The sequence below is a fragment of the Herminiimonas contaminans genome (assembly GCF_015645465.1).
In the GTDB taxonomy this organism is placed as follows: Bacteria; Pseudomonadota; Gammaproteobacteria; order Burkholderiales; family Burkholderiaceae_D; genus Oxalicibacterium; species Oxalicibacterium contaminans.
Map to the genome: position 1 here is coordinate 14,826 of NZ_JADOEL010000005.1, position 20,539 is coordinate 35,364.

Sequence of the window (20,539 nt, forward strand, 5' to 3'; positions counted from 1 at the left end):
TCAACGCGTTGCAGAAGCTTTCTCTTGCGTGGCTTGCGCATCCATCTTCTGGATGCGCTCCTGTCTTATGCGTTCATCACGTCTGACTTGCGCGATCTCCTGATCCTGTTTCACCTGTATCGCCCGTTTTTCCTGCAGCTTCTGACGTTCCAGTCGTGCCTGTTCCGCCAGCGCAAGTTGCTCAGCACGATCCGCTTCCGCCTCAGCCCTCTTCGCTTCCAGTGCGGCCAACTCAGCTTCAGCTTTATCCGCCTGCACCTGGTAGACATACAGACAGCCGACGACCAGCACCAGCGTCGCAACTATCTTTTTCCACGGCAATGGGGGACTTGATATTACTGGTTCGGTCGGCCGTGACTTGTGCCTTAATTTTTCATCGTAGGCGGAGCGTCGATGCGATGAAGACAAGATGGCGTAAGCCTCACGAATGACTTTCTCGCGGATGTCGCGCTCTTCGACGGTCAGGGTAGCGGGCTCTATCGCCAGCGCAGCCAGAGTGACTTTATACGCTTGCTCGATTTCAGGCTGCGTCGCCTGCCTGCTCACTCCCAACACCTCGTAAAGCGTTTTCATAGCCAGATCTCTCGTGATTTTTGTTCCGTCACTTATAAGAGATTTGTTGCCATAAAACCATCCCATATATATGGCGTTCCAGCCATATCGAAAGCCGACAAATGATTTATGCGAGGAAATTCCTCCCGCTCTGCGGTGGAAAAATTGAGGCTATAAGGAGGTGAGCTGGAATATGCAAAATGGCCTACGCCACATGCGTAAGCCATTTTTATTATCCGGCTTGCCGCTTGCACTAAGCGGCTGGCTCTAAAGCTTAGAAGCGATAACCCACACCGACACCTATCAGCCACGGATCAACCTTGACCGCACTTAGCTGACCAGCAGCAGTATTCACATCACTACGGATCTGCACTTTTTTCACATCCAGGTTAATCGACCAGTTTCTATCGATTTTGAAATCAACACCTGCTTGCAAGGCCAGGCCGACACTGCTTTTTTCCAGCGTTGCTGCACCATTCAGCAAATTAACGCTGGAGATGCGCGTGTAGTTAATACCAGCACCGACATATGGGCTAATGGTCTTCTCAGGTGTGAAGTGGTACTGCAGCGTCAAGGTAGGCGGCAGGTGTTTGAAGGTACCGATCTGCGCACCGTCCAGAGATACCTTTTGTTTTTGCGGATAGGTCAACACCAGCTCAGTCGCCCAGTTCGGCGTGAAGAAGTAGCTGATGTCGAGTTCCGGTATGACTTTGGAATTGATAGTGAGGCGGTCCGATGCGCCCACGCCGCCTATCGGATCAGACTTGTTGGCCGGATCCAGATTGACGGCGCGCACACGGACCAGCCACGAACCTTCTTGCGATTGCTGGGCAAATGCTTGCGAACTGAGGGCTGCCAACGAACACAGGGCGATGGCCAATACCGATTTCTTCATGATTACCTTCTTGGTTGGATGGGAACGGTTCTACGTTACGCCTCTGCCATTTCGGGTATTTGATATCGATCAAGTATTGTGCGAATTGCTGTCGCCAACACATACGCAGCAATAAAAAAGCCGCACCCTTACATTAGTAGCAAGGGTGCGGCCTGAACAGTTCAGATCAGGAAGCAGCGTAGATGTCGTTGCGTGTCAGCGGCACTGCTGCTTCAGCGCCACCTGGTTTGGAAGCAAGTATCTGATAGATACCGGTGCCGCCATACTCAAACTCCAGTGCACATGCCGCCATGTACAGACGCCAGACGCGGTAGGCTGACTCACCAACGTATTGCAATGCTTCTTCGCGGTGATCTTCCAGTCGGCTTACCCATTGTCGCAGCGTCAGCGCGTAGTGCGGACGCAAGGCTTCGACATCATGGATTTCAAAACCAGTCTGCTCCATCCGGCGCTGGATGTTGCTGACGGTATCCAGCTCACCATCCGGGAACACATAACGGTTGATGAATTCGGTATCTATCGTGCGTTGCCAGCCCTCTTCATCATGCGTAATACCGTGATTGAGAAAGAGCCCACCCGGACGCAGCACGCGTTTGATGGTGGCATTGTAGACCGGCAGATTGGCCAGGCCCACATGTTCAAACATGCCGATACTGGAAATTTTGTCGTAGACGGATTCACCTTCGAGGTCACGATAGTCGCGCAGCTCTACCGTCACCAGATGTCCCAGTCCTTCCGCTTGTATGCGCGCTTGCGCGTATTCGTACTGCTTCTCGCTGAGGGTGATGCCATGCGCCTTGACGCCATAGTGACTGGCGGCCCAGCACACCATCGCACCCCAGCCGCAACCGACGTCGAGGAAACGCTCACCCGGTTTAAGTCGCAGCTTGCGACAGATGTGATCGAGCTTGTTTTCCTGCGCTTGTTCCAGCGTATCTTCCAGCGAGTGGAAGTAAGCACATGAATACACCATCTGCTTGTCCAGCCATAGCTTGTAGAAGGAGTTGGACACGTCGTAGTGGAAGGAGATCGCAGCCTGGTCGCTGCTGCGGGAATGCTTGTGCGCGAATTCACCAGAACCAAACGGCGTAGTCGGCAGATTCCTTGGCTTCGATGGCAAACGCCAGGCATCGCGCAGGAGTGCCCAGCGCGTTGCAAGCGAGAAGTCAAACGAAGCGAAATACTGCTTGAGACCCAAAGCGGCATAGAGATCGCCATCGATATCGATCAAGCCGTTGATGTAAGCATCCGCCAACGGCAAGGGACTACGCCCGAATACCAGTTTGCGCAGCACAGTCGGATCACGCAACAGCAGCGTGAACTTGGGTGTCGCAATTTCTATCTGGTCGAGCTTTTCGCCCAACACACGGAATGCAGTCGCACCGGGGAAGTTGTGTAACAGATGCTTCAGGATGCGCAGTGCCGCTTCTATTTGCGCATTACTGAAAGAGTCAGCCACTAATGCAGCTGGTGTAACAAGATGGTTGTTTCGATCGTTCATCGCTTAAGCCCTATCTGAAAAATTTCTGATGGGACCGCACACGCTCGTGCGGCGGCAATAAGTATGCTGTAGACAAGAAACGCGGCGCTATGTTCATAGCGCCTGTGAAGAATGGCTGCCGGTACTGCGCAGACAATATTTGCCCTCCCATCCACAGAACGCGACGGAGGACTTAATCCAGGTAAGCAAACAGATTTCATGTAACGCTCCCCCTTATTTAAAAAGAAAAACGATTACTTCGACCTAATGCGACACTGTATGACGTAGCAACATGCCGGGGCAGTGTCTTGATACGTACAGATTAAATTGGAAATATCACCGCCATGCCATGGAGATGGCAAGGCAGCAATCAGAGGCGATTATACGATTATGTTTACAAGCGTGCATCGCGCTGCAATATGCAGGCGATACAGTAGCGATTAGCAGGCAGGAAAAAATAGATTATTTACTGCGGGCATCTATATCGGCCAGGCATTCCCGGCCTTTTTCCGTAATTTCGTAACCACCATCTTTCTCTGCGATATGCCCTTTCTTGCCCAGAAAGGTTTGCACATCGGACTTCAATACTGTTGCGGGATCAGTCGCAATGGCGCGCAAGCCATTGATACAGCTCTTGATGAATAAGGTTTGCTTGCCCTTTTCAGTCAAGGCCAACTGACCATTTTTTGCGTATTCGATATATTTGAGACCGAGCAGGCGCTTGGTATTTCTTGCTACACAAGCGGATGGCCGTTCTCCGTGCTTGATACCGGCAACTATCTGCCCCAGCGCGTCGAACTCATCCGTCGTTAAATCACCACCCATTACTGCTTCCAATCTCAAATATATAAGTCACGACCACCACCTGGCGGCAGCTTAAAATCGCGGCAAATCTGCCAATGTGCGGCCCGGGACATCGTGGTCTATCGTATCGATGTCTTCTATGCCATGTTCATGGATCACGATGTGGACGCGCGGGCCCAGCACCATTTCATTTCCTACGCGGAAGGCGGTCGCCACTTCGTCACCAAAGTGCAGCGCGTCAACTACGAGGCTGACGTCATGCTCCGCTGTTACTGCCTCCCAACCCGGTGAGCCGTCACCTTTACGGTGGCCACGGCCCATTTTCACCATTTCTACCCTGTCGCCTGCCTCATTAAAACGGACTGCTTCAATCAAGTGAACTGACATTGATGTCTCCATAAAAAATGTCATTGTTTTATGGCTTCATGGTACGCGTCCCATAGCCTGACAGCAAGATGCAGATGCAGGCAAACCTGCCCGGCGTTCAAGAAAAGTCATCCTAAGCAGGTCTGTACATGCCGCGTGCTCAGGCCCTGTCCGGATCCGTTTGTTAACACCCAAAAGCAAAGCAGATGCGGTTCGGCGCGCCTTTGCCCACCCGCTGCCTGCTAGTCGAAATGTCAATTTAGATACCAATTAATCAAGACTATCCGAGATTTTCCCAACGTAATTGTTAAATTTAAAATTAAATAAATATCTGGCCATAGGCGGACGCCAGATCCTTTTACCAGTTTTCCCTATAGGCAACATTCATGTGGAAAAGCAAATCACTCGCATTTGTTAATTAAGGTGTCAGGCCGCCCTTTTCTCCCATATCTATGGGATAACAGCAATATTTCCTAATGGCTACACTTGGTCGCTTTCCTGCATGCGTACCGTAAAAAGTGCGGAAACAGCCCAAATATTCACCACGGCAGCAAGCCCGCCGGTAGCCGATTTATGTAAAGAAACTGATCGATATTTAGAGAATATTTTTATAGACAAGCTCGCTGACAACGCAAAACAGAAACGCAAGAACCGTTCTTCGACCTCCCGGACTGCACATTCGTCAGTTCCATGAGCAAGCGTAGAGTCGCATTCTTCCGCTATCGCTCGCTTACCTCGTCTAGTTTCCATCACAGAACATAACCTATGCTCGGTTGACTATTCTTATGCATGCGAAAAACCAAGGTGATTACCCGCGCGATAGTTCACCTAAAATCAGCTTTATCCAAAGGCATCTGCGCCTTGTGATCCTGTGGCCGCTGTCGGCCCTATTGCTGATCGCCCTGCTGTGGGGCGTGGTTTATTCCAAGCTGGAAAACGACAAACGCATCCTGCAAGAGAATGCAGCCAAACAGGCTGTCTCCATCTCCAAGGCCTATGCACAGTACCTGACTAGGAGCATAGAGCAGCTCGATCAACTGGCGCAGCAAATCAAATACGGCTGGGAGCAATCCAAGGGCTATCTCGGCTTTGAAGAGATGATAGGCAAAGGCTTGCTGAATGTGCCGCAATTCTCATCCATCGCCATTTATGACGTGGATGGTCACCCACTCACCACCAGCATCCCGGTCACCCAAATGTTCACGGTCGCTGACCGCGAGTATTTCAAATTCCACGCACAGAACGCGTCCACCGAACTGCGTATCAGCACGCCGACCATAGGACGCCTCAGCAAGGAAAGAATCGTCCAGGTCACACGTCGTCTCGAAAATGCAGACGGTACCTTCGCTGGCGTGCTGGTACTGGGCCTGGCACCGGAATTCTTCACGCTGTTCTCCGACGATCCTATCCTCGGACATGATGGCGTGCTGGCCTTTATCGGCAATGACGGCGTCGAGCGTGTCGCGCAAATGCGCGGCCGCAAAGATGATGCGCTCTCGCTGGTTTCCTTCCCGCCGCGCGCTGAGTACACGGCACCCAACGTCGTCGGCAATGCCCGTCAGTATTCCGACATAGACACCCACTTCATCGCGACGCAAAAGATCAAGGGCTATCCCTTCTATGTGATGGTCGGCCTGAGCAAGGAAGACATCCTGCTGCCCTATGAAAACAATCTTGCCATGTATCGCAAGATTGCTATCGTCGGCAGTGCCCTGCTGCTCCTGTTTGCCAGCGCTGCGATGTGGATGTCGATACGACTGGCGTGGCGCAAACAGCAAGCCGATGCGATCCGCGAAACCTATCGCATTGCAACCGAAGGCGGCAATGAAGGTTTCTACATCCTGCTGCCGACCCGCGACCGCAACGAATACATCACCGACTTCCAGGTCGTGGATTGCAATGAAAAAGGGGCGTCCTTCTACAACATGAGCAAGGACAAATTCACCGGCGTCCGCGTCTCGGACTTTTACTCCGGCGAATACTTTGACAATGTAATGCGTGCTTATCGCATCGCGATGGAAACCGGTTTCTTTGAAGACGACTATGAAGTCCCGCCAGACAGTCCGGTGGATGCCGAGTGGCTGAAGCGGAAATTCGTCCGCTCCGAAAACGGCCTGGCGGTCACCTTGCGCGACATCAGCGAACCCAAGCGCCACGAACGTGAAATGTCGCGCATGGCAACGGAAGACGGCCTGACCGCGCTGCCGAATCGCCACTGGTTCATGGGCTATCTGCCGAAAGCCCTTGAGAAAGCCAAGGCACAAGGCACCATGCTGGCGATCCTCTTCATCGATCTCGACGACTTCAAAAACATTAATGACACGCTCGGCCATTCGGCAGGCGATCAATTGCTGTGCACGGTCGCCAAGCGACTGCGCTCGGTGCTGCGCCCGACTGACAAGGTCATACGCATAGGCGGCGATGAATTCACCGTGATCCTGGAAGCCATCCATAGCGAAGAAGAAGCCGCGCATATCGCTTTTCGCATCAACCAGGTCTTGCGCGAACCTTTCGACTTCTCACGTGATACCGGTTCACAAAAAAACAAAATCGGCGGCTCCATCGGCATCAGCATCTTCCCGCGTGATGGACAGGATGTGGAAACCCTGGTCAAGAATGCCGACATCGCCATGTATGCTGCCAAAACAGGCAGCAAGGGCCAATTCCGTTTCTACGATCACACCTTGTATGAAGACATCAAGATGCGGATCAACACCGAACAGGAATTGCAACAGGCGATCCGTGATGACCAGTTCATCATCTACTACCAGCCACGCGTACAAACCCAGACCGGTAAATTACTGGGCATAGAAGCGCTGATACGCTGGCAGCATCCGACCCGCGGTCTGGTCATGCCGAACGACTTCATCAGCCTGGCAGAAGAAACCGGCCTCATCAATCCTATAGGTGAACTGGTCGTGGACAAAGTCTGCGCACAACTGGCGACCTGGCTCAGGCTGGGCGTGGATGCAGTGCCGGTATCGGTCAATGTCTCGCCGCATCAATTCAATGAAGGCAAGGTCAAGAAATCGCTGGCGGCCAGCCTCGCCAAATATGGCGTTCCGGCCTCGCTGCTGGAAATCGAACTGACTGAATCAGCGATGATGCGCAACATCGGCGACATCTTTGATGAACTGACAGCCATCAATGAAATGGGCATCAAGGTACACGTCGATGACTTCGGCAGCGGCTACTCCTCGCTGTCGCTGTTGCAAAGACTGGACATGGACATCCTCAAAATAGACCAAGCCTTCACCTCGCAACTGGGGCGTGGCAAAGATGGCGAAATCTTCTTCACCGCCATCGTCTCCATGGCCAAGGCGCTCGGCATGCGCGTGGTGGCAGAAGGCGTGGAAACGCTGGAACAACTGCATATCCTGCAAACCCTGTCCTGCGACGAGGTACAGGGCTACTACGTGGCCTGGCCGCTACCGGCAGACAATATTGCCGACATGATACGCAAGCAAAATCTCTTCCCCTGATCCTGCCACGGCGCTGTTTCCGGATCGGGCTTCCCTATTCGGCCCTTCTGCTGCAGTCGCGGCTATAATGGCGGGCGCAACGCGTCTGGCGAGCTAGTCCGGTTCCAACCTTGAGTGAACCGTTTTTTCAGGTTGCTTATCCTTGCGTCATTCCCGGTGGAATTTGCTTGTGTAAGCACCATGTTTAAAGAGTTAATCAGCACTATGAATACTTCCAGTTCCCGCCCTGTCGTCCTTTGTCTTTCCGGCCACGATCCTAGTGGTGGTGCCGGTCTGCAGGCAGATATCGAAGCACTGATGGCGCAAGGCTGCCACGCTGCGCCTACCGTCACCGCACTGACCGTACAAAACTCGGTCGACGTTTCCGATTTCCGGGTACTGGATTCCGCCTGGGTACTGGCGCAAGCCGAAGCCGTGATTACCGACTTGCCTATCGCCGGTATCAAGCTCGGCATGCTGGGTTCGGTTGAAATGGTGGACACCGTTGCCAGCATCCTGCAACGCCTGCCGAATGTACCGGTAGTGTGTGATCCGGTCTTGCGTGCGGGTGGCGGCGGTGCACTGGGCAAGGATGAAGTCGGTTATGCAATGCGCGAACGTCTGTTGCCACTGGCAACTGTCGTTACACCAAACCTGCCGGAAGCACGCATACTGGCCGAATTGCCTGACGGTACGGCGGATGAATGCGCGGCCAAGCTGCTACCCTTCTGCCAGCATCTGTTGATCACTGGCGGTCACGGTGATGAGCAGGAAGTACATAACCGCTTGTATTCCCGTGACGGCAGCTCACATACCTTTACCTGTGATCGCCTGCCCGGTAACTATCATGGCTCGGGCTGCACATTGGCCAGTACACTGGCTGGTCGCCTGGCTTTGGGTGAAGCACCGGTGCTGGCTGTAGAGAATGCCCTGGCTTACACCTGGCGTACATTGCGGGATGCGGATCGATCGGGTAAAGGACAGCACTTCCCACGCCGTTTGCCGCTGGATTTCTGCGCTTAAGAAGTAAGCGCAACGCGTAAAACAAAAAAGCCCGACGAATAATCGTCAGGCTTTTTTTATGGAATCTGGTGGGAAGTACAAGTTTCGAACTTGTTTAATGGGGTAAATTGCGTACTTGCGAGTATGCCAGCGTATAAGAATCAACGGCTTACACGCTAGCTATACGCTCAAATACTCCCAAAACCGCCCGTTTATCCCTGAAACTATCCCTGAGATTTACTGAAAGCATCCCGCCTCATTTGTGCGCCGAACCAACGTGCGCATATCAGCCGTTATTTCGTCGGCTTTGGCAGCAGCTTGTCGAAGCTCGCTTGTAAAGAATTCTGGAAGAAAAGTGGCGGCGGCAGTGTCTTGTCCATCACTTCCGGTCTCGGCGCTTTCGGCTTTTCTGGTAGGTCGGCAGAAACCGGGATCGATTGGCACGCGCTTACCAGCATTAGCATTGGCAGTACGCTTAACAGCTTCAAGTTCTTTTGCATGGTCTTCACTCGCTTTCTTGGCTTCATTGTTCAGTCGATCGGCTACGATCGTGTTTTCTTTTATGCGATCGGTCAGCGCCTTGTTGGTCGCCGTCAGCGTGCCGACGAGCACCGAATTCTTTCCAGCAGCATTGCCATACAGGTAGAAGCCGCCGCCGATCGCAACTGTCCAAAGTACGATCGCAAACCAGAATTTAGGATTGAGCAGGCTCATTTGCGCCCTTCACTTTCTGGAATGTGTTGCCAGTGATGTATGCGGCGACCGTAGCAATAATTACAGTTGCAAATACCTGATCAGATATTTTCCCGTTCCATACCAGTACCGTGCACGCGATACCGCAGCCCAAAGTAAGCATAAAGCGGCGGCCACCCAATCCAGCGATCGACATTTACGTACCCTCCTTGAACTTCCATTGATCTGTGCGCATTTGCTCAGACATCCGCTTTGCGCGTTCCGGTGTTTGTTTCGCCCACATGCTTTGCAGCATTCCGTCTGCCGCCCTGTCATATTGACCGGTGCGGACGGCCTCAAGCGTGTTCTTGAAGCCGAGCAAGCCATCGATACCCATCTGGAACGCCATCGCAAGCAGTACGCCACGGCGCGCATCACTGAGTGTTTTCCACCAAGGTAAGCGGGCATCCAGATCCATGCTTTTACGCATGATGTCGTTAGCTAGCAAATAGGCTGATTCTTCCGGAGTGATACCGCCGCCTTTTCGTTTATCGATCAGTCGCCCAATGCCAATCGTGGCGAATCCCAAATGATCGTTATAGGCGTACAAAACTTCGCCTTCGTCGCCGCGTAATAGCCTGGTTATGTTGTCGCTCATATCAACTCCTTCCCGCGCTTGATCAGATCGATGACGTCACCACCCATCTGGCCAATGTCCTTATCGCGGCGATTATCGAACCACTTGACGAATGCCCCGATAATCCACCACGCCGGCAAGCCAGCGGCGACCATAATGGGCGCTGCGATAAATAGGAATCCAACAGCTTCTTCCGTGCCGGCCATGACGGCGATCGCTTTTGCCGAATCAAACAGATCTGGCTTATACGACCGCAACCAGACAACAGCCAGCGGCCCTGCCGTCGCAGACGAAAAAATTGAGCATGCAAATCTTGAAAATGCTTCCTTCTTTGTTTTTGGCCACATAAACATGAAGCCCAACGCTGCTGCAAGCGAGCCAGTAAGTACCGGGATACCAAATATTTTTATAAGAGCACTACCAGCTGCGGCTGATGCATTCAACGTGTCTGACATGGTCCTGCTCCTTAAATGAAAAAAACACCCGAAGGTGCCTTGTGTTTATGTTTGAGTTTTAAATAATCGGGTAGCTAGGCAATTCAGCCTCAACCTCTTCCCATGATGGCTCCGGACGTTCGCCAGAAAGGAATGCATCGCGGATCTGTTCGGCCTTTTGCCATGTGCGTGCTGACCACAGATGCAGCGCTGCGCCATCCTCTTGGCGGTATTCGCCCGCCGGCAAGCTGGCTGCAGCGATGGCGCTGGCGATGCTGTCAAATCGCATCTCAACAGCTTTGGCATTCAAACGGGCTTTAATCAAGTCATCCATCACCTTGATTTTCTCTGTGATTATTTGCTCCTGCGTTGGCTGCAGTTCAGGTGCGTCATCATAAATGAACTCTTCGGCATACCCAAACTGCTTGACTGCATACCGCCCAACAATCAACCCGGCGCTGTCACGCTGTATGTAAGGCATTACGCATCCCTCCCGCGACGATCAATCCAGCCCTTCGTATTTATTTTAAAATCTGAAACTGCGCCGCTAGCTCGCACCGCAATCTGAGAAGATGTGTTTGTAGTTATCGTAAGCTCTCCGGTAACGCCATTTCCGGTTGTTGGATCACGCAAATTTACGTTTGTAGCAGTCGAAGCTACAGCATCAGTTGCTGTTAGTGGGCGAATGTACACATTTGATGACCCGCCGGATGTTTGCGCGTACGCCAAAATGTTGGCCCGTGTGACCACAGCGGGAGGAACCGACAGTGCGTAAGTAACAGAGGTTGCGCCTTGATTGACAACGGATACATCCTGAACAGGATCTGCCCACTCGAAAACGTCGCCATTTTGGGTAAAGCGATTCCATTGACCGGAGCCGTTTGTCTTCCCAGAGCCGATACGTCGGAAATTCGTATAATTAGCCGGAAGCGTGGGCGCACTACCTGACAGTGAGAAATTCACATCCACAACACCTGTATCGGCACGCATGATTTCATAGAAGTGATACCAAGTATTGTTTGCAATCGTGCCAGCATCCAGGCCGCCATTCCCGCTACCGACTGCCCAAGCAGAAGTGGTTTTGCTGATTGCCGATAGCAACTTCATGAGGGCGACGCCACCAGAATCAGTCGCCTGCCCTGCGGATATGCTCATGGTAGCCGAGCTACCGGCCGTAGAAAGCATCAAGCCTGAGATATGGCCGCGCAACGCTGACGCCGAATCAACATAGGATTTATTCGCGGCTTGATTTGCTTCCGTCGGAGTGGGAACTACGGGCGAGTTCGTTAATGTAAGAATCCCGGATTTTGTTTCGTTGCCTGTAGTGTGTATATAACTGCCGATCAGCTGCGCATTCGTGGCCGATGTCAGCAGGATTTCATACCACTTGTTAGCAAGGATTTCACCGCCGACACACGCCGCGCCGTTCACTTCCAAATCGATTGCAGCAAGTCCCGATACTGCGATAGTGGTTGCGCTAGTATTTGCTGCTGCGCCCGCCTGAAATCTAAATACTTGTCCAGCCGCATACGCTGTGATTGCTGGCATTGGCGAGAAAGTCAGCGCGTTCGCAGTGCCGGCAGCGGTGCCGCACCACATAAACGCGCTATCCTGAACTTGCCCAACTGCCGCATACTGATCGCGAGCATTAGCATTCAGGACGCCGGTATGCCGGAAGCCACCCATTGGAAGGTTCGCCGTAGGGACTTTCTGACCATCAGCAGCGATAGAATTGGTCAATTCTGCCGCTACGTCCGACATGGTATTATTCTGCGTGGTGCTGCTGATAACTGTCCCTGTGATAACGGGATTACCAGCAGGCAGGGTATATACGCCCGATCCATTACGTGGCATGTTTTTTCCTTGTTCTGAAATGAAAAAACCCGCACTAGGCGGGTTATGAGGTGATATGGATAATTACGAATGGCTTAGGTATATCGCCACTCCATTAGGGGTGCTGCTGTACGGCTATTTATTCCATGTCTTAGCGCAACGGAGTCGCCGCCGCTTGGCCCGAGGTGGCCCCACCAACGGTGAGAAGCTTTACCATCATTGCTATCTGCTCGGGCGTAAGATCCGCCTTACCTACAGGCGCTTGCGCGGCAAGCCCACTTTTGACGACACGCTGATTATCGACCGCGTTTTTAAGCGTCTTGACTAGAGCTGTACCGTAAGGCATGCCAGGTATATTTCCCATTAAGTTCATCACGGCACCAGCAGTATTCGATGTATTGACAGGCGCTGCAGTTGGCGTGCTGTTGATGTACGAGCCAACCCTTCCGACTTGCTGCAGTTCAGCCACTTCTTTTGGCGAGTAAAATGCCTTCAATTTCTCTGTGCCAAGTTCGCGCAAGGCTTTTGCGTAACGCTCAGGCGAAAATATCTTGTCGCCGGCCGTATTCTCGCCAAAGGCTGCTCGCTGCAATGTCGCGCCTACTTGATTCTTTGCTTCCGTAAATGCTGCTGGATCGTTCTCTTGCAGAAGCTTAGCCAAGCCTTGAACATCTTTTGTCTTGCCACTTACAACGAAGCGCTTCACAAAGTCATCCGGCGCTGTCGATCCAGTGGACGCCGCTTTTAATGCTGGTACAGCGTCTTGCAATGCAAACCGTTCTGCAGCAGCTTGACGCGCCTTGGCGAATACGCCGCCTTGATCATCGGCACTTAAAACGGCATTCTTGACGGAATTGCGCAGCGAATCGAGTGCCTTATTAGTTGCAGGATCGTTGCTTACATTGTCATTGATTGTTTTCAGTACGCTCTCCGCGTCTTCTACTGAAAAAACCTTCTTCTGTTGGCCGGACAAAAGGCCGAGTTCTTCCATGCGGTTACGCACGCCACTTGGTATTTTGTCGCCAAAGTTGCGCACTGTTTCTGCGTAGTCTTGAGCAAGACCGGTCAATGGCACGTTTAAATCTTTGCCGGACGATGCGCGCGCTTCTTTGTACAGATCGCCAACCTTGCCGCGCAATTGGTCATCAGTGCGTTTAAGCGCTTCGGCCAACTGCTGACCAGCCTGAAACTGTTCGCCGCTGGAATTTCCACCGAACGAGCCTACCTTGCTCTGCAGCTTCTGATTCTGCACTTCAAACCGATTCATCAACGGCTCACCGACGCCAGCCACGCCGCGCAGATTACGCTCGCGCGCGAACTGAGTAGCGTCACGACTTATCTGACCGCCTGTTGCCGGTATGTTGAGATCGTTAAAATCTTGTTGGCGTAGCATCGCAGCAGGGTCAAGTTTTTTGCCTTGCTTCATCGCATCAACCACTTGACCGCGCAGCACATTCATCTGCTGCTCTGGAATATCAGAGAATTTTTGGCCTACTTCCTCCAAAGCTTCTTTAATAAGCTCATCGGTTTTTAAAGATGCTCGCGCGCCTATTTCTGGATTCGATGCAGCTTGGAGAGAATTAAACTTTCGTGCAATGACATCGCCTACTTTGCCCATGATAGGGGTCAGAACTGCACCTGTTGCCGCACCCATACCGGCCTGCGCAGCCTTGGTTCCAAAGAATGATTGGCCTTCTTTCAGGTCATTTACAGGCGTCAGTAATCCACCAGTTGCACCTACGCCTGCGCCATAACCTATCCGGCCCAATGTCGTAGTTGCCGCGATAGGCGCGCGCGCAGATATGGCAACATTGGCTGGACTGAGAACATTGCCTACTAGCCGGCCACCGTCGAAACCTTCTTTGCCAACCGCAGTGCGCGCAGACTGATAGTCGCGTTCACCCTCGGCGTTCATGGAATCAACCCGCTTTGCCTCGCTGTCAAAAAATTCGCTGACACGGTTAGGGGCCAAGCCACCGAGAGACGTGAGGCCGCGCAGTCCATGGGGGAGCATTTGAGCAGCGGCATCAATTGGATCGCGCATGCCTTGAACGATTGCGCCAGGAATGCTGGCCTGTACTTTCTGGCGAGTGGTTGCCTCTTGCTTCGGCGCGGAAAACTGCGACTGCGCATAAGCCATGATGTCTTGTTCAGTCGCGTTGTCTGGCGCAGTGATTTCATGCTTACTTCCATCCGGCGCAGTGATCTCAAATTTAGCCATTATGGGAGCCTTTTAATGCTGAATCCATTGTTTGACGCAGAGGTGGATGGTGGAGGAGCTACGATCTCCGCTGGCATTGATGGGCCTTGATAGAACGGCGCGATACCCTGCAGACTTGGATTTGACTCCATAACTTTCAGCTTGCGTTGATGCTCGCCATAATTGAAGCGCGCGGAGCGTTCCGAGGCTTTCGCCAATTGCTTGATTTCAGCACCTGTCAAATCATCAATATTGCCTGACATGGCTTTTTCAGCCAAAGCGCCTTCGCTCTCGGTGATAGCGCCCTGCCCCTTCATTTGCTGACGACCTTGCAATGTCAGCTCAGCCATACCGCGAATTGCCGAGCGTGTATTTGCGATTTTTTCCTTCTCGTCTGCGCCTGTAATTCCTAGACCGTCAGCAATCTGAGAAACAGCAAGCTTGGTTGTCGAACCAGGGCCAGTGAATAGCTTGTTCGTGTCTACTGCCTTCACAATGCGTTGTGCGGCATCAACCTGTTTCACTGCACCTTCAGCAATCGCCGTCGAGTCCTTCATCATCGGGCCAACTTGAGCGCCTAGGCTTTCACCCATCTTCACGTCAGTTTTTACATTGACATTGGTTGCGCCAGCTTTACCCTTGCGAATCTCGTAATCTTGATAAGGAAGGTTCGGAACAATGCCATCAGCGCCGACATTGAACGGCTTGTTCGGATCTTGGAACGTCGTACCTTCCTTGACGCTGTACGGATTGAATGCGACGCCACTAGGCGCAACTTCCATCTTGCGAGCTGGCACAAGGTCAGCGTAATTCTGCGTCGCCGCGAACTTGGCAACCGATTCTTGCGTGAAGTCTTTAGGATCAACCTTGCTGAATGCCGATTCTGGTTTGGCCGTCAGTTGAGCAACACCCATTTGCTGCAGCATTGGATGGCCTGAAGACAGCAATTGCGCAAGCGCGGCTTGTTTATTGCCTGGAACCGCAGGATTGGTGATTGTCTGTGGGCCGTACTCATCATCGACTATCGGCGTGTTCTGCGCAGGCGTACCTTGCAACAGGCTTTGATATTTTTGCAGGCCATCTACCAACTGCTGCGTGGATTTTTGCGCAATATCGGTTTGTTTTGCGTCTGCCTGATTTTGCATATAGCCGCCAGCCAGTGCCTGAGCGATCTTATTTACGCCTTCAAGCGGGCTTTTTTTAACCGCCCAGCCGCTGACCATCTCCGTACCACCATCGGGCGCCATAGCCTGCTTACGCAACAAATCAGCCATTTGTTGTTGGCGCAATAGCTTCGCCTGCTCTACGGCCAAATCAGGCGGTAATGCCGCCAACGTTTGGGGTGCTTTCGCTGAGGTAAAAGGATTTGCCATGTCTATTCCTGATTTAACTCACTGGTGAATTCGTTCATATAGAGCGCCGTTTGTATTGCGTTCTGCAAAATAAGATCGTCTGGATATTTATCGATGATAGAGAACAGATCTTTGCGATGTTCTAGATCATGCTCTGCGTGGTAACGCAACGTGCGTATGAGTCCCACGCCGTGCAGTTCCTCCAACTTAGCTACTGACTCCAGTGATGTTGGGAACCCCTCTAGCACAGCCATATATCCAAGCAGAGCCAATGGGCTAACATGCTTAATCATGTAATACTGCGATCCAGCCATTTCTGCAGCTTTTCGGATAAGTGGCATATCCGCCACATTTATCCCGGCGGTGGCTAAATCATCCGCAAGCCATACCTGGTGATTTTTCTCTTCGTCAAGGTGCGCAACAAAGTATTCTTTTAAATCACCATCAGAAGCATTAACCGCCTCTTTTAGCAAATCCTCACTTGCGGTGATTACTTGATGTGCAAAAACCAAATTTGCTAACACCACATCTCGGTTAGCAAAATCCAGTGCTTTTGACTCTTTTTTTACGCTCTCTATAGCGGCAATCACGGTATTTGAAAACATTAGAACATCATCGTAGCGGGAGCGAGATAGGCGGCTAATCCAGCAGCGCCCAATGTACCCGCCGTACTCATTAATGAGCTATTTGCGCTATTTGCACTTGCAACGCCAGAGTTATAAAGTCCCTGTGCGTAATTTCCTTGCGCAGCGGTTGCGCCGCTCATATCGGCGCCGCTGGTTGTAGCTTGAGTCGGAACACTGCTGAATGTTGGGTTAGTGACTTGCGATCCAGAGCGAACGGCATTCAAAATATTTAAAGGCTGATTCTGTAGCGCAGTCAATAATTGCAATTGCTGATTTTGTGCATTTTGGCCAACATTGATACCGTTAAGCGCAGCCTGTGATTTCAGGTCGTTCTCGCTTTGGCTTTGCGTGCGCATCGCGTTGTCGTAAGCCTCAGACCCAACTCCGATACCTTGATTCGCAAGTTGTGTTTCCAGTGCTTTACGACTTTGATCGATTTGTGGCTGGAATCGCGCCATTAACGCATCTTGTCCGGTCTGTCCTGCATTGACCATATCAGCTGGCAGACTGTCTTTAGTGATCGCATTTGAAAGAGCGTCATTGACGAACCCAAGGCCGCGATCTGTCAGTCCCGACAATCCGAGGCTGGTTTTATTCTGCTGGTCTAAAAGCTGCTGCTGGACAGGCGATAGAGTTTGCGTTGCCGTCCATCCATCATCAGGAGTCGCTCCATTTGGGTCGCGAGAGTAAGTCAAGTTACCGTATGGCGTTACTTGATTGACGCGATTTGCTGCAGCGGCGGCACGCGCGGCATCAAGATTTCCGGCTGCTGTTTGTTGTGCAGCGCCAGCATAGTCAGGTGCTGGAGGTGGCGCAGGCGATGACTTAAAGCAAATCCATCCACGGCCTTTCTTCAGCGGCGACCAGTAGATCGGCTCTTCTATATGTTTCATACCCATTTGCAATCCTCTCGCAGCATTCTTAAAACGATTCCGTCCACATCGCCGTACCAGTTCTTTGCAACACTTTCGTGCACAAATCCTACACGCCGATCAATGTCCAGAGCCTTGTTGTTGCCGTCTTCAACGATTGCGGTGACGCGTCGCTTATTGGCCGTGATGAACGCATAGTGAAAGATGACTTTCAGCAGATTGCGCGTGATAAATTTTGGTGTATTACTAAAAACGCTTAACTCGCAGTTGTATTCTGTGAACCCGGAAAAGACGACTACACCCATGATTCGGCCAAAGTCATCAAGACTCGCGATGCAGACTGATTGATTAGGGTCAAACTTGACATTCAAACCGGCATTTACAAAGTCAAAATATTCCTGTCTTTGCTTGATGTCGATCATCAGATCACCCCACCATCGTCAACCAGGTAATCTGTCGCAGCCCAGCGCAGCTTGGAGTTTCGAGCTGAACCTTTAATGTGTGCAGATATGCAATAACCAAGGCCAAAAGCGGTCTGCCAATCCTTCTTGATCGACAGATCGCCGCCCCATGTGTCGACGCCATCCCATACCGAAATGTCCCAAGCCGAACCAACGGTTGGCGTAAATGATGGAATTCCGGTAGGCGGCGTTGTGTCGAAGTCGGTATTCACCCCTAGAAGCACAGACAAAGCGCCATCTGTTGAAATCAAAGGGCGCAGCATCTTGACCTGCTTCAGTTGGCTGCGAGCACCGAAGTAATTGAAACTCTGCTGCGCCTCGAAGTCGATATTGACACCGTTATCAGCTTGGGTGTCCCATGCCTTGCAAACCGCACCAGATGTTCCGAAAAACAGTTCATCGTCATGCAATTCAAAGCACGCAGCATTCCATCCAATAAACCGCGACCATGCACCCGTAATCGTATTCATCACCAACTGATAGGCTGTGGTAGGGCTTGTTGGAACATTGAGCAACAGCATGTTCTCTTGCGGGAAAATTGCTGTTTCCCAGCCGAAATTTGACGCGTACAGTGTTGTGTAATCTGAGACTACGTGCTGGATTTTATCGGTCAACATCTCTTTAGAGTTGACCCGAGATGACATCAGCGACTTGGATAGCGGCGCAAGACCATCTTTGCAAATCAGCGTTAAATCGCCTGCGTACTTCATCATGCAGCGGCGACCAATCGGCGAACCAACGTCATAGATGCCGATCAATCCCCAGGTAGAAGCGCTTGCCGGATCTGTGCCTTTAAATACAGCAACCTGCCCCTCTGACGATACGAAAACTGCGTAATCGTCCATGCCGTAACCAGCATCAAGCGACCAGTTGCCCATCGCCATGACGTAACCGCCACGACTGAACCATGCGCCAAGGTCAATTGATAAAGCCGCGCCGCCTACTGACAGTGCCGGCAGATACCAAACCTTTGTCGTATTTTTTTCAACAAACCATAGCCTAGACTGGAAAGCTGCGACGTGAACGAGGTTCGATGTTGTGACGCCAGTGATCGAGACCGGCGCACTGACTGCGGTTACAGCCTGCCATGTCGTGCCGTTGTAAAGCTGCGGTGCATCCGTGCCGTTGACCATGTACAGAAAATTGCCCCCAGCAGTGCCAAAATTGACATGCTGGAACTTGTCCGAAGTCATGCCGGTTACTACCGCTGCGCCTACTGCTCCTGGATTCGTTGTTTCGTAAATATCCTTACCAGATGCAGCGAACATCTTAGTACCGCCAACAGGTGGAGAATATGAAACGACTGTATTGACAGTACCCGGTATGCCAGTAGCCCATTCGCTAAAGCCGTAGCGCACCATTACGTCGAACGGTGAGCAGAAAAAGTTATCCAGACTTACCGCATCTGTCGGGGCCATCTCGGCCAATGAATCCCGCGCGTTCCATCCGGAGACAGGAGACGGCACGGACAAGGTGCGCGAAATCTGCGAGCGCGTTAATCTGCGCTGCGGCTTACGCATTACCAACTACCCCGAGGGACCATGACAACAGGCTGGATTTCGTACATCGATTGACCTGACAGGCTCAATACTGGCTTGCTACCGTCGCGTCCCATTGCATCAGCCATGCGGCGCTCGTATTTTGAGAAGTCTTCGGCGTAGTCCAGCCCCTTAGCAGCCTTCCAGCGCCATATCGTTCCGAGGATCATTAATTGATCGCTGATCTTTGGTGTGTCAAGATCATTTGTCCAGATCGATGATGTGGTTGCAGTTGATGTAGCGACCCAATCCCTTGAAACATATTCAAATGCGCATGTCTGGCCGGCTACCGGATTTGGGTAGAAATTGATGCTGTCGCCAATAATCCGGTATGCATTAAATGGCCCATTGATTGCCATCGCAACCGATTGCTGCCAATCCTGTTCCGACTTTGGCCCATACACTGGACGCCGCAATGTGCGATTCCAGATCGTGTTATTGACGATGTAGTCACAGTTCGGCGCAATCGTTGAGAGCGCACCCTGAACCTGTGTTGCTACCGTAGTAAATGTTGCTTCAGTCTGTAGCGCCTGCCATGAATAGCGGTCAGCCTGATCCTGGCCTTCTTCTTCCGAGATCGTCAGAAGTTGAATGATCTGTGGGTCAGTCGATCCTACGGCTGCATTAGGCGCAAGGATGCCGATACGGCGGCAAACTGTCTGGATAATCTGCAAGCAGTTCAATGCCATATCGGTTCCTGGTTACGCTGCTTCTGTTTCGCGCTTACGCTTAGGCGTATTTGCTTCTGCTGCATCGAGGCGCTTCATGATGGTTTCCATCTGCTCTTCGAGGCGGCGTGTTTTCTCTTTTTCTTCGGCCAATTCTTTGACGACCGGCGACAAGTCCTTCTTCGCTTGAATGTCACCCTTTGCCAGATCACGCAGCACACGGCCATCTAGGCCAATGTCGCCCAGCGATGAATCAGGTACTGCGGCCAAGTCTTCAACTGTTGGGAATCGTTTAGCCAATGTTTCGCGGCGCGCTTTGGTAGTACGCTCCCAATTGATCAATGGCGTCCCACTGCGTGGCAATTCCTTGCCTTCACGATGCGCTGCAAGACCTTCTTTGAAACCAGATACCCAAGACGAGTCGTACCGGCCTTCGTTCGCTTCACGCTTTTTTCGCTCAATGAATTCATCAGCAATGAACTCCATCGGATCGCCGCGATGACCATGCGGTGCAATCAGGATGAAAGTGACCATTTTTGGAACGTCGTAGCCAAGTTTCTCGGTGGCTTCGTGATCAATTCCATGTTCGCGGTCTTGAAACATAAAGTAGGGAATGCGTGACATCGGGTCGGCGTGGGCCATTTTTTAATCTCCTGGTAGTAAGCGGTAGCGCTTTGCATTGCAGT

21 protein-coding genes are annotated in these 20,539 nt (G+C 51.9%); 2 read left to right on the plus strand and 19 right to left on the minus strand.

Features of this window, described 5'->3' with window-relative positions; all coding sequences use genetic code 11:
* The 5 genes from IXC47_RS08110 to IXC47_RS08130 all read right to left on the minus strand — a co-directional run bounded on the left by IXC47_RS08110 (position 1) and on the right by IXC47_RS08130 (position 4,118).
* On the minus strand, positions 1–573 hold the full coding sequence (locus IXC47_RS08110) for a DnaJ domain-containing protein (protein WP_195875237.1): 573 nt from the start codon (positions 571–573) through the stop codon (positions 1–3).
* A 253-nt stretch (positions 574–826) separates the two neighbouring features.
* On the minus strand, positions 827–1,447 hold the full coding sequence (locus IXC47_RS08115) for an OmpW/AlkL family protein (RefSeq protein ID WP_175626493.1): 621 nt from the start codon (positions 1,445–1,447) through the stop codon (positions 827–829).
* Between the two features lie 166 nt (positions 1,448–1,613).
* Positions 1,614–2,948, minus strand: a complete 1,335-nt coding sequence (locus tag IXC47_RS08120; protein ID WP_175626492.1) for an SAM-dependent methyltransferase — start codon at positions 2,946–2,948, stop codon at positions 1,614–1,616.
* 441 nt (positions 2,949–3,389) lie between these two features.
* The gene (locus IXC47_RS08125) at positions 3,390–3,752 is read right to left on the minus strand and encodes a hypothetical protein (RefSeq protein WP_175626491.1); all 363 of its coding nucleotides are present in this window, start codon (positions 3,750–3,752) and stop codon (positions 3,390–3,392) included.
* Between the two features lie 51 nt (positions 3,753–3,803).
* Entirely contained in the window at positions 3,804–4,118 is a 315-nt protein-coding gene (locus IXC47_RS08130; protein WP_230089458.1) for a hypothetical protein, read from the minus strand.
* A gap of 764 nt (positions 4,119–4,882) precedes the next feature.
* Here IXC47_RS08130 and IXC47_RS08135 point away from each other — a divergent pair.
* Both IXC47_RS08135 and IXC47_RS08140 read left to right on the plus strand, forming a co-directional pair.
* Positions 4,883–7,579: an EAL domain-containing protein gene (locus IXC47_RS08135; RefSeq protein ID WP_195875238.1), complete on the plus strand. Its 2,697-nt coding sequence runs from the start codon at positions 4,883–4,885 to the stop codon at positions 7,577–7,579.
* A gap of 204 nt (positions 7,580–7,783) precedes the next feature.
* Positions 7,784–8,581: a hydroxymethylpyrimidine/phosphomethylpyrimidine kinase gene (locus IXC47_RS08140; RefSeq protein WP_175626488.1), complete on the plus strand. Its 798-nt coding sequence runs from the start codon at positions 7,784–7,786 to the stop codon at positions 8,579–8,581.
* A gap of 216 nt (positions 8,582–8,797) precedes the next feature.
* Here IXC47_RS08140 and IXC47_RS08145 read toward each other — a convergent pair whose 3' ends face one another.
* The 14 genes from IXC47_RS08145 to IXC47_RS08210 form a co-directional block, all read right to left on the minus strand.
* A complete protein-coding gene (locus tag IXC47_RS08145) occupies positions 8,798–9,274 on the minus strand; it encodes a hypothetical protein (protein WP_195875239.1) in 477 nt (158 codons plus the stop codon).
* The gene (locus IXC47_RS08150) at positions 9,255–9,449 is read right to left on the minus strand and encodes a hypothetical protein (protein ID WP_195875240.1); all 195 of its coding nucleotides are present in this window, start codon (positions 9,447–9,449) and stop codon (positions 9,255–9,257) included. Before IXC47_RS08150 ends, IXC47_RS08145 begins: the two co-directional genes overlap by 20 nt.
* Positions 9,450–9,890: a glycoside hydrolase family protein gene (locus IXC47_RS08155; RefSeq protein ID WP_195875241.1), complete on the minus strand. Its 441-nt coding sequence runs from the start codon at positions 9,888–9,890 to the stop codon at positions 9,450–9,452. It lies immediately after the preceding gene.
* Positions 9,887–10,324, minus strand: coding sequence for a hypothetical protein (locus IXC47_RS08160; protein WP_195875242.1), 438 nt, complete (start codon positions 10,322–10,324; stop codon positions 9,887–9,889). Before IXC47_RS08160 ends, IXC47_RS08155 begins: the two co-directional genes overlap by 4 nt.
* A gap of 58 nt (positions 10,325–10,382) precedes the next feature.
* Complete coding sequence (locus IXC47_RS08165) at positions 10,383–10,784, minus strand: hypothetical protein (RefSeq protein ID WP_195875243.1); 402 nt, start codon at positions 10,782–10,784, stop codon at positions 10,383–10,385.
* Complete coding sequence (locus IXC47_RS08170) at positions 10,784–12,157, minus strand: hypothetical protein (protein WP_195875244.1); 1,374 nt, start codon at positions 12,155–12,157, stop codon at positions 10,784–10,786. The genes IXC47_RS08165 and IXC47_RS08170 overlap by 1 nt, the downstream gene beginning before the upstream one ends.
* Before the next feature lie 130 nt (positions 12,158–12,287).
* Positions 12,288–14,357: a hypothetical protein gene (locus IXC47_RS08175; protein ID WP_195875245.1), complete on the minus strand. Its 2,070-nt coding sequence runs from the start codon at positions 14,355–14,357 to the stop codon at positions 12,288–12,290.
* Positions 14,357–15,709: a hypothetical protein gene (locus tag IXC47_RS08180; protein ID WP_195875246.1), complete on the minus strand. Its 1,353-nt coding sequence runs from the start codon at positions 15,707–15,709 to the stop codon at positions 14,357–14,359. The genes IXC47_RS08175 and IXC47_RS08180 overlap by 1 nt, the downstream gene beginning before the upstream one ends.
* 2 nt (positions 15,710–15,711) lie before the next feature.
* The gene (locus IXC47_RS08185) at positions 15,712–16,293 is read right to left on the minus strand and encodes an iron-containing redox enzyme family protein (RefSeq protein ID WP_195875247.1); all 582 of its coding nucleotides are present in this window, start codon (positions 16,291–16,293) and stop codon (positions 15,712–15,714) included.
* Positions 16,293–17,213, minus strand: a complete 921-nt coding sequence (locus tag IXC47_RS08190; protein ID WP_195875248.1) for a hypothetical protein — start codon at positions 17,211–17,213, stop codon at positions 16,293–16,295. Before IXC47_RS08190 ends, IXC47_RS08185 begins: the two co-directional genes overlap by 1 nt.
* The gene (locus IXC47_RS08195) at positions 17,204–17,608 is read right to left on the minus strand and encodes a GNAT family N-acetyltransferase (protein WP_195875249.1); all 405 of its coding nucleotides are present in this window, start codon (positions 17,606–17,608) and stop codon (positions 17,204–17,206) included. Before IXC47_RS08195 ends, IXC47_RS08190 begins: the two co-directional genes overlap by 10 nt.
* Positions 17,608–19,167, minus strand: a complete 1,560-nt coding sequence (locus IXC47_RS08200; RefSeq protein ID WP_195875250.1) for a hypothetical protein — start codon at positions 19,165–19,167, stop codon at positions 17,608–17,610. Before IXC47_RS08200 ends, IXC47_RS08195 begins: the two co-directional genes overlap by 1 nt.
* Positions 19,167–19,874 carry a hypothetical protein gene (locus IXC47_RS08205; protein WP_195875251.1) on the minus strand — a complete coding sequence of 236 codons (708 nt, stop codon included), beginning with the start codon at positions 19,872–19,874 and terminating at the stop codon, positions 19,167–19,169. The genes IXC47_RS08200 and IXC47_RS08205 overlap by 1 nt, the downstream gene beginning before the upstream one ends.
* 12 nt (positions 19,875–19,886) lie before the next feature.
* Positions 19,887–20,495: a hypothetical protein gene (locus tag IXC47_RS08210; RefSeq protein WP_195875252.1), complete on the minus strand. Its 609-nt coding sequence runs from the start codon at positions 20,493–20,495 to the stop codon at positions 19,887–19,889.
* Positions 20,496–20,539: the final 44 nt, after the last annotated feature.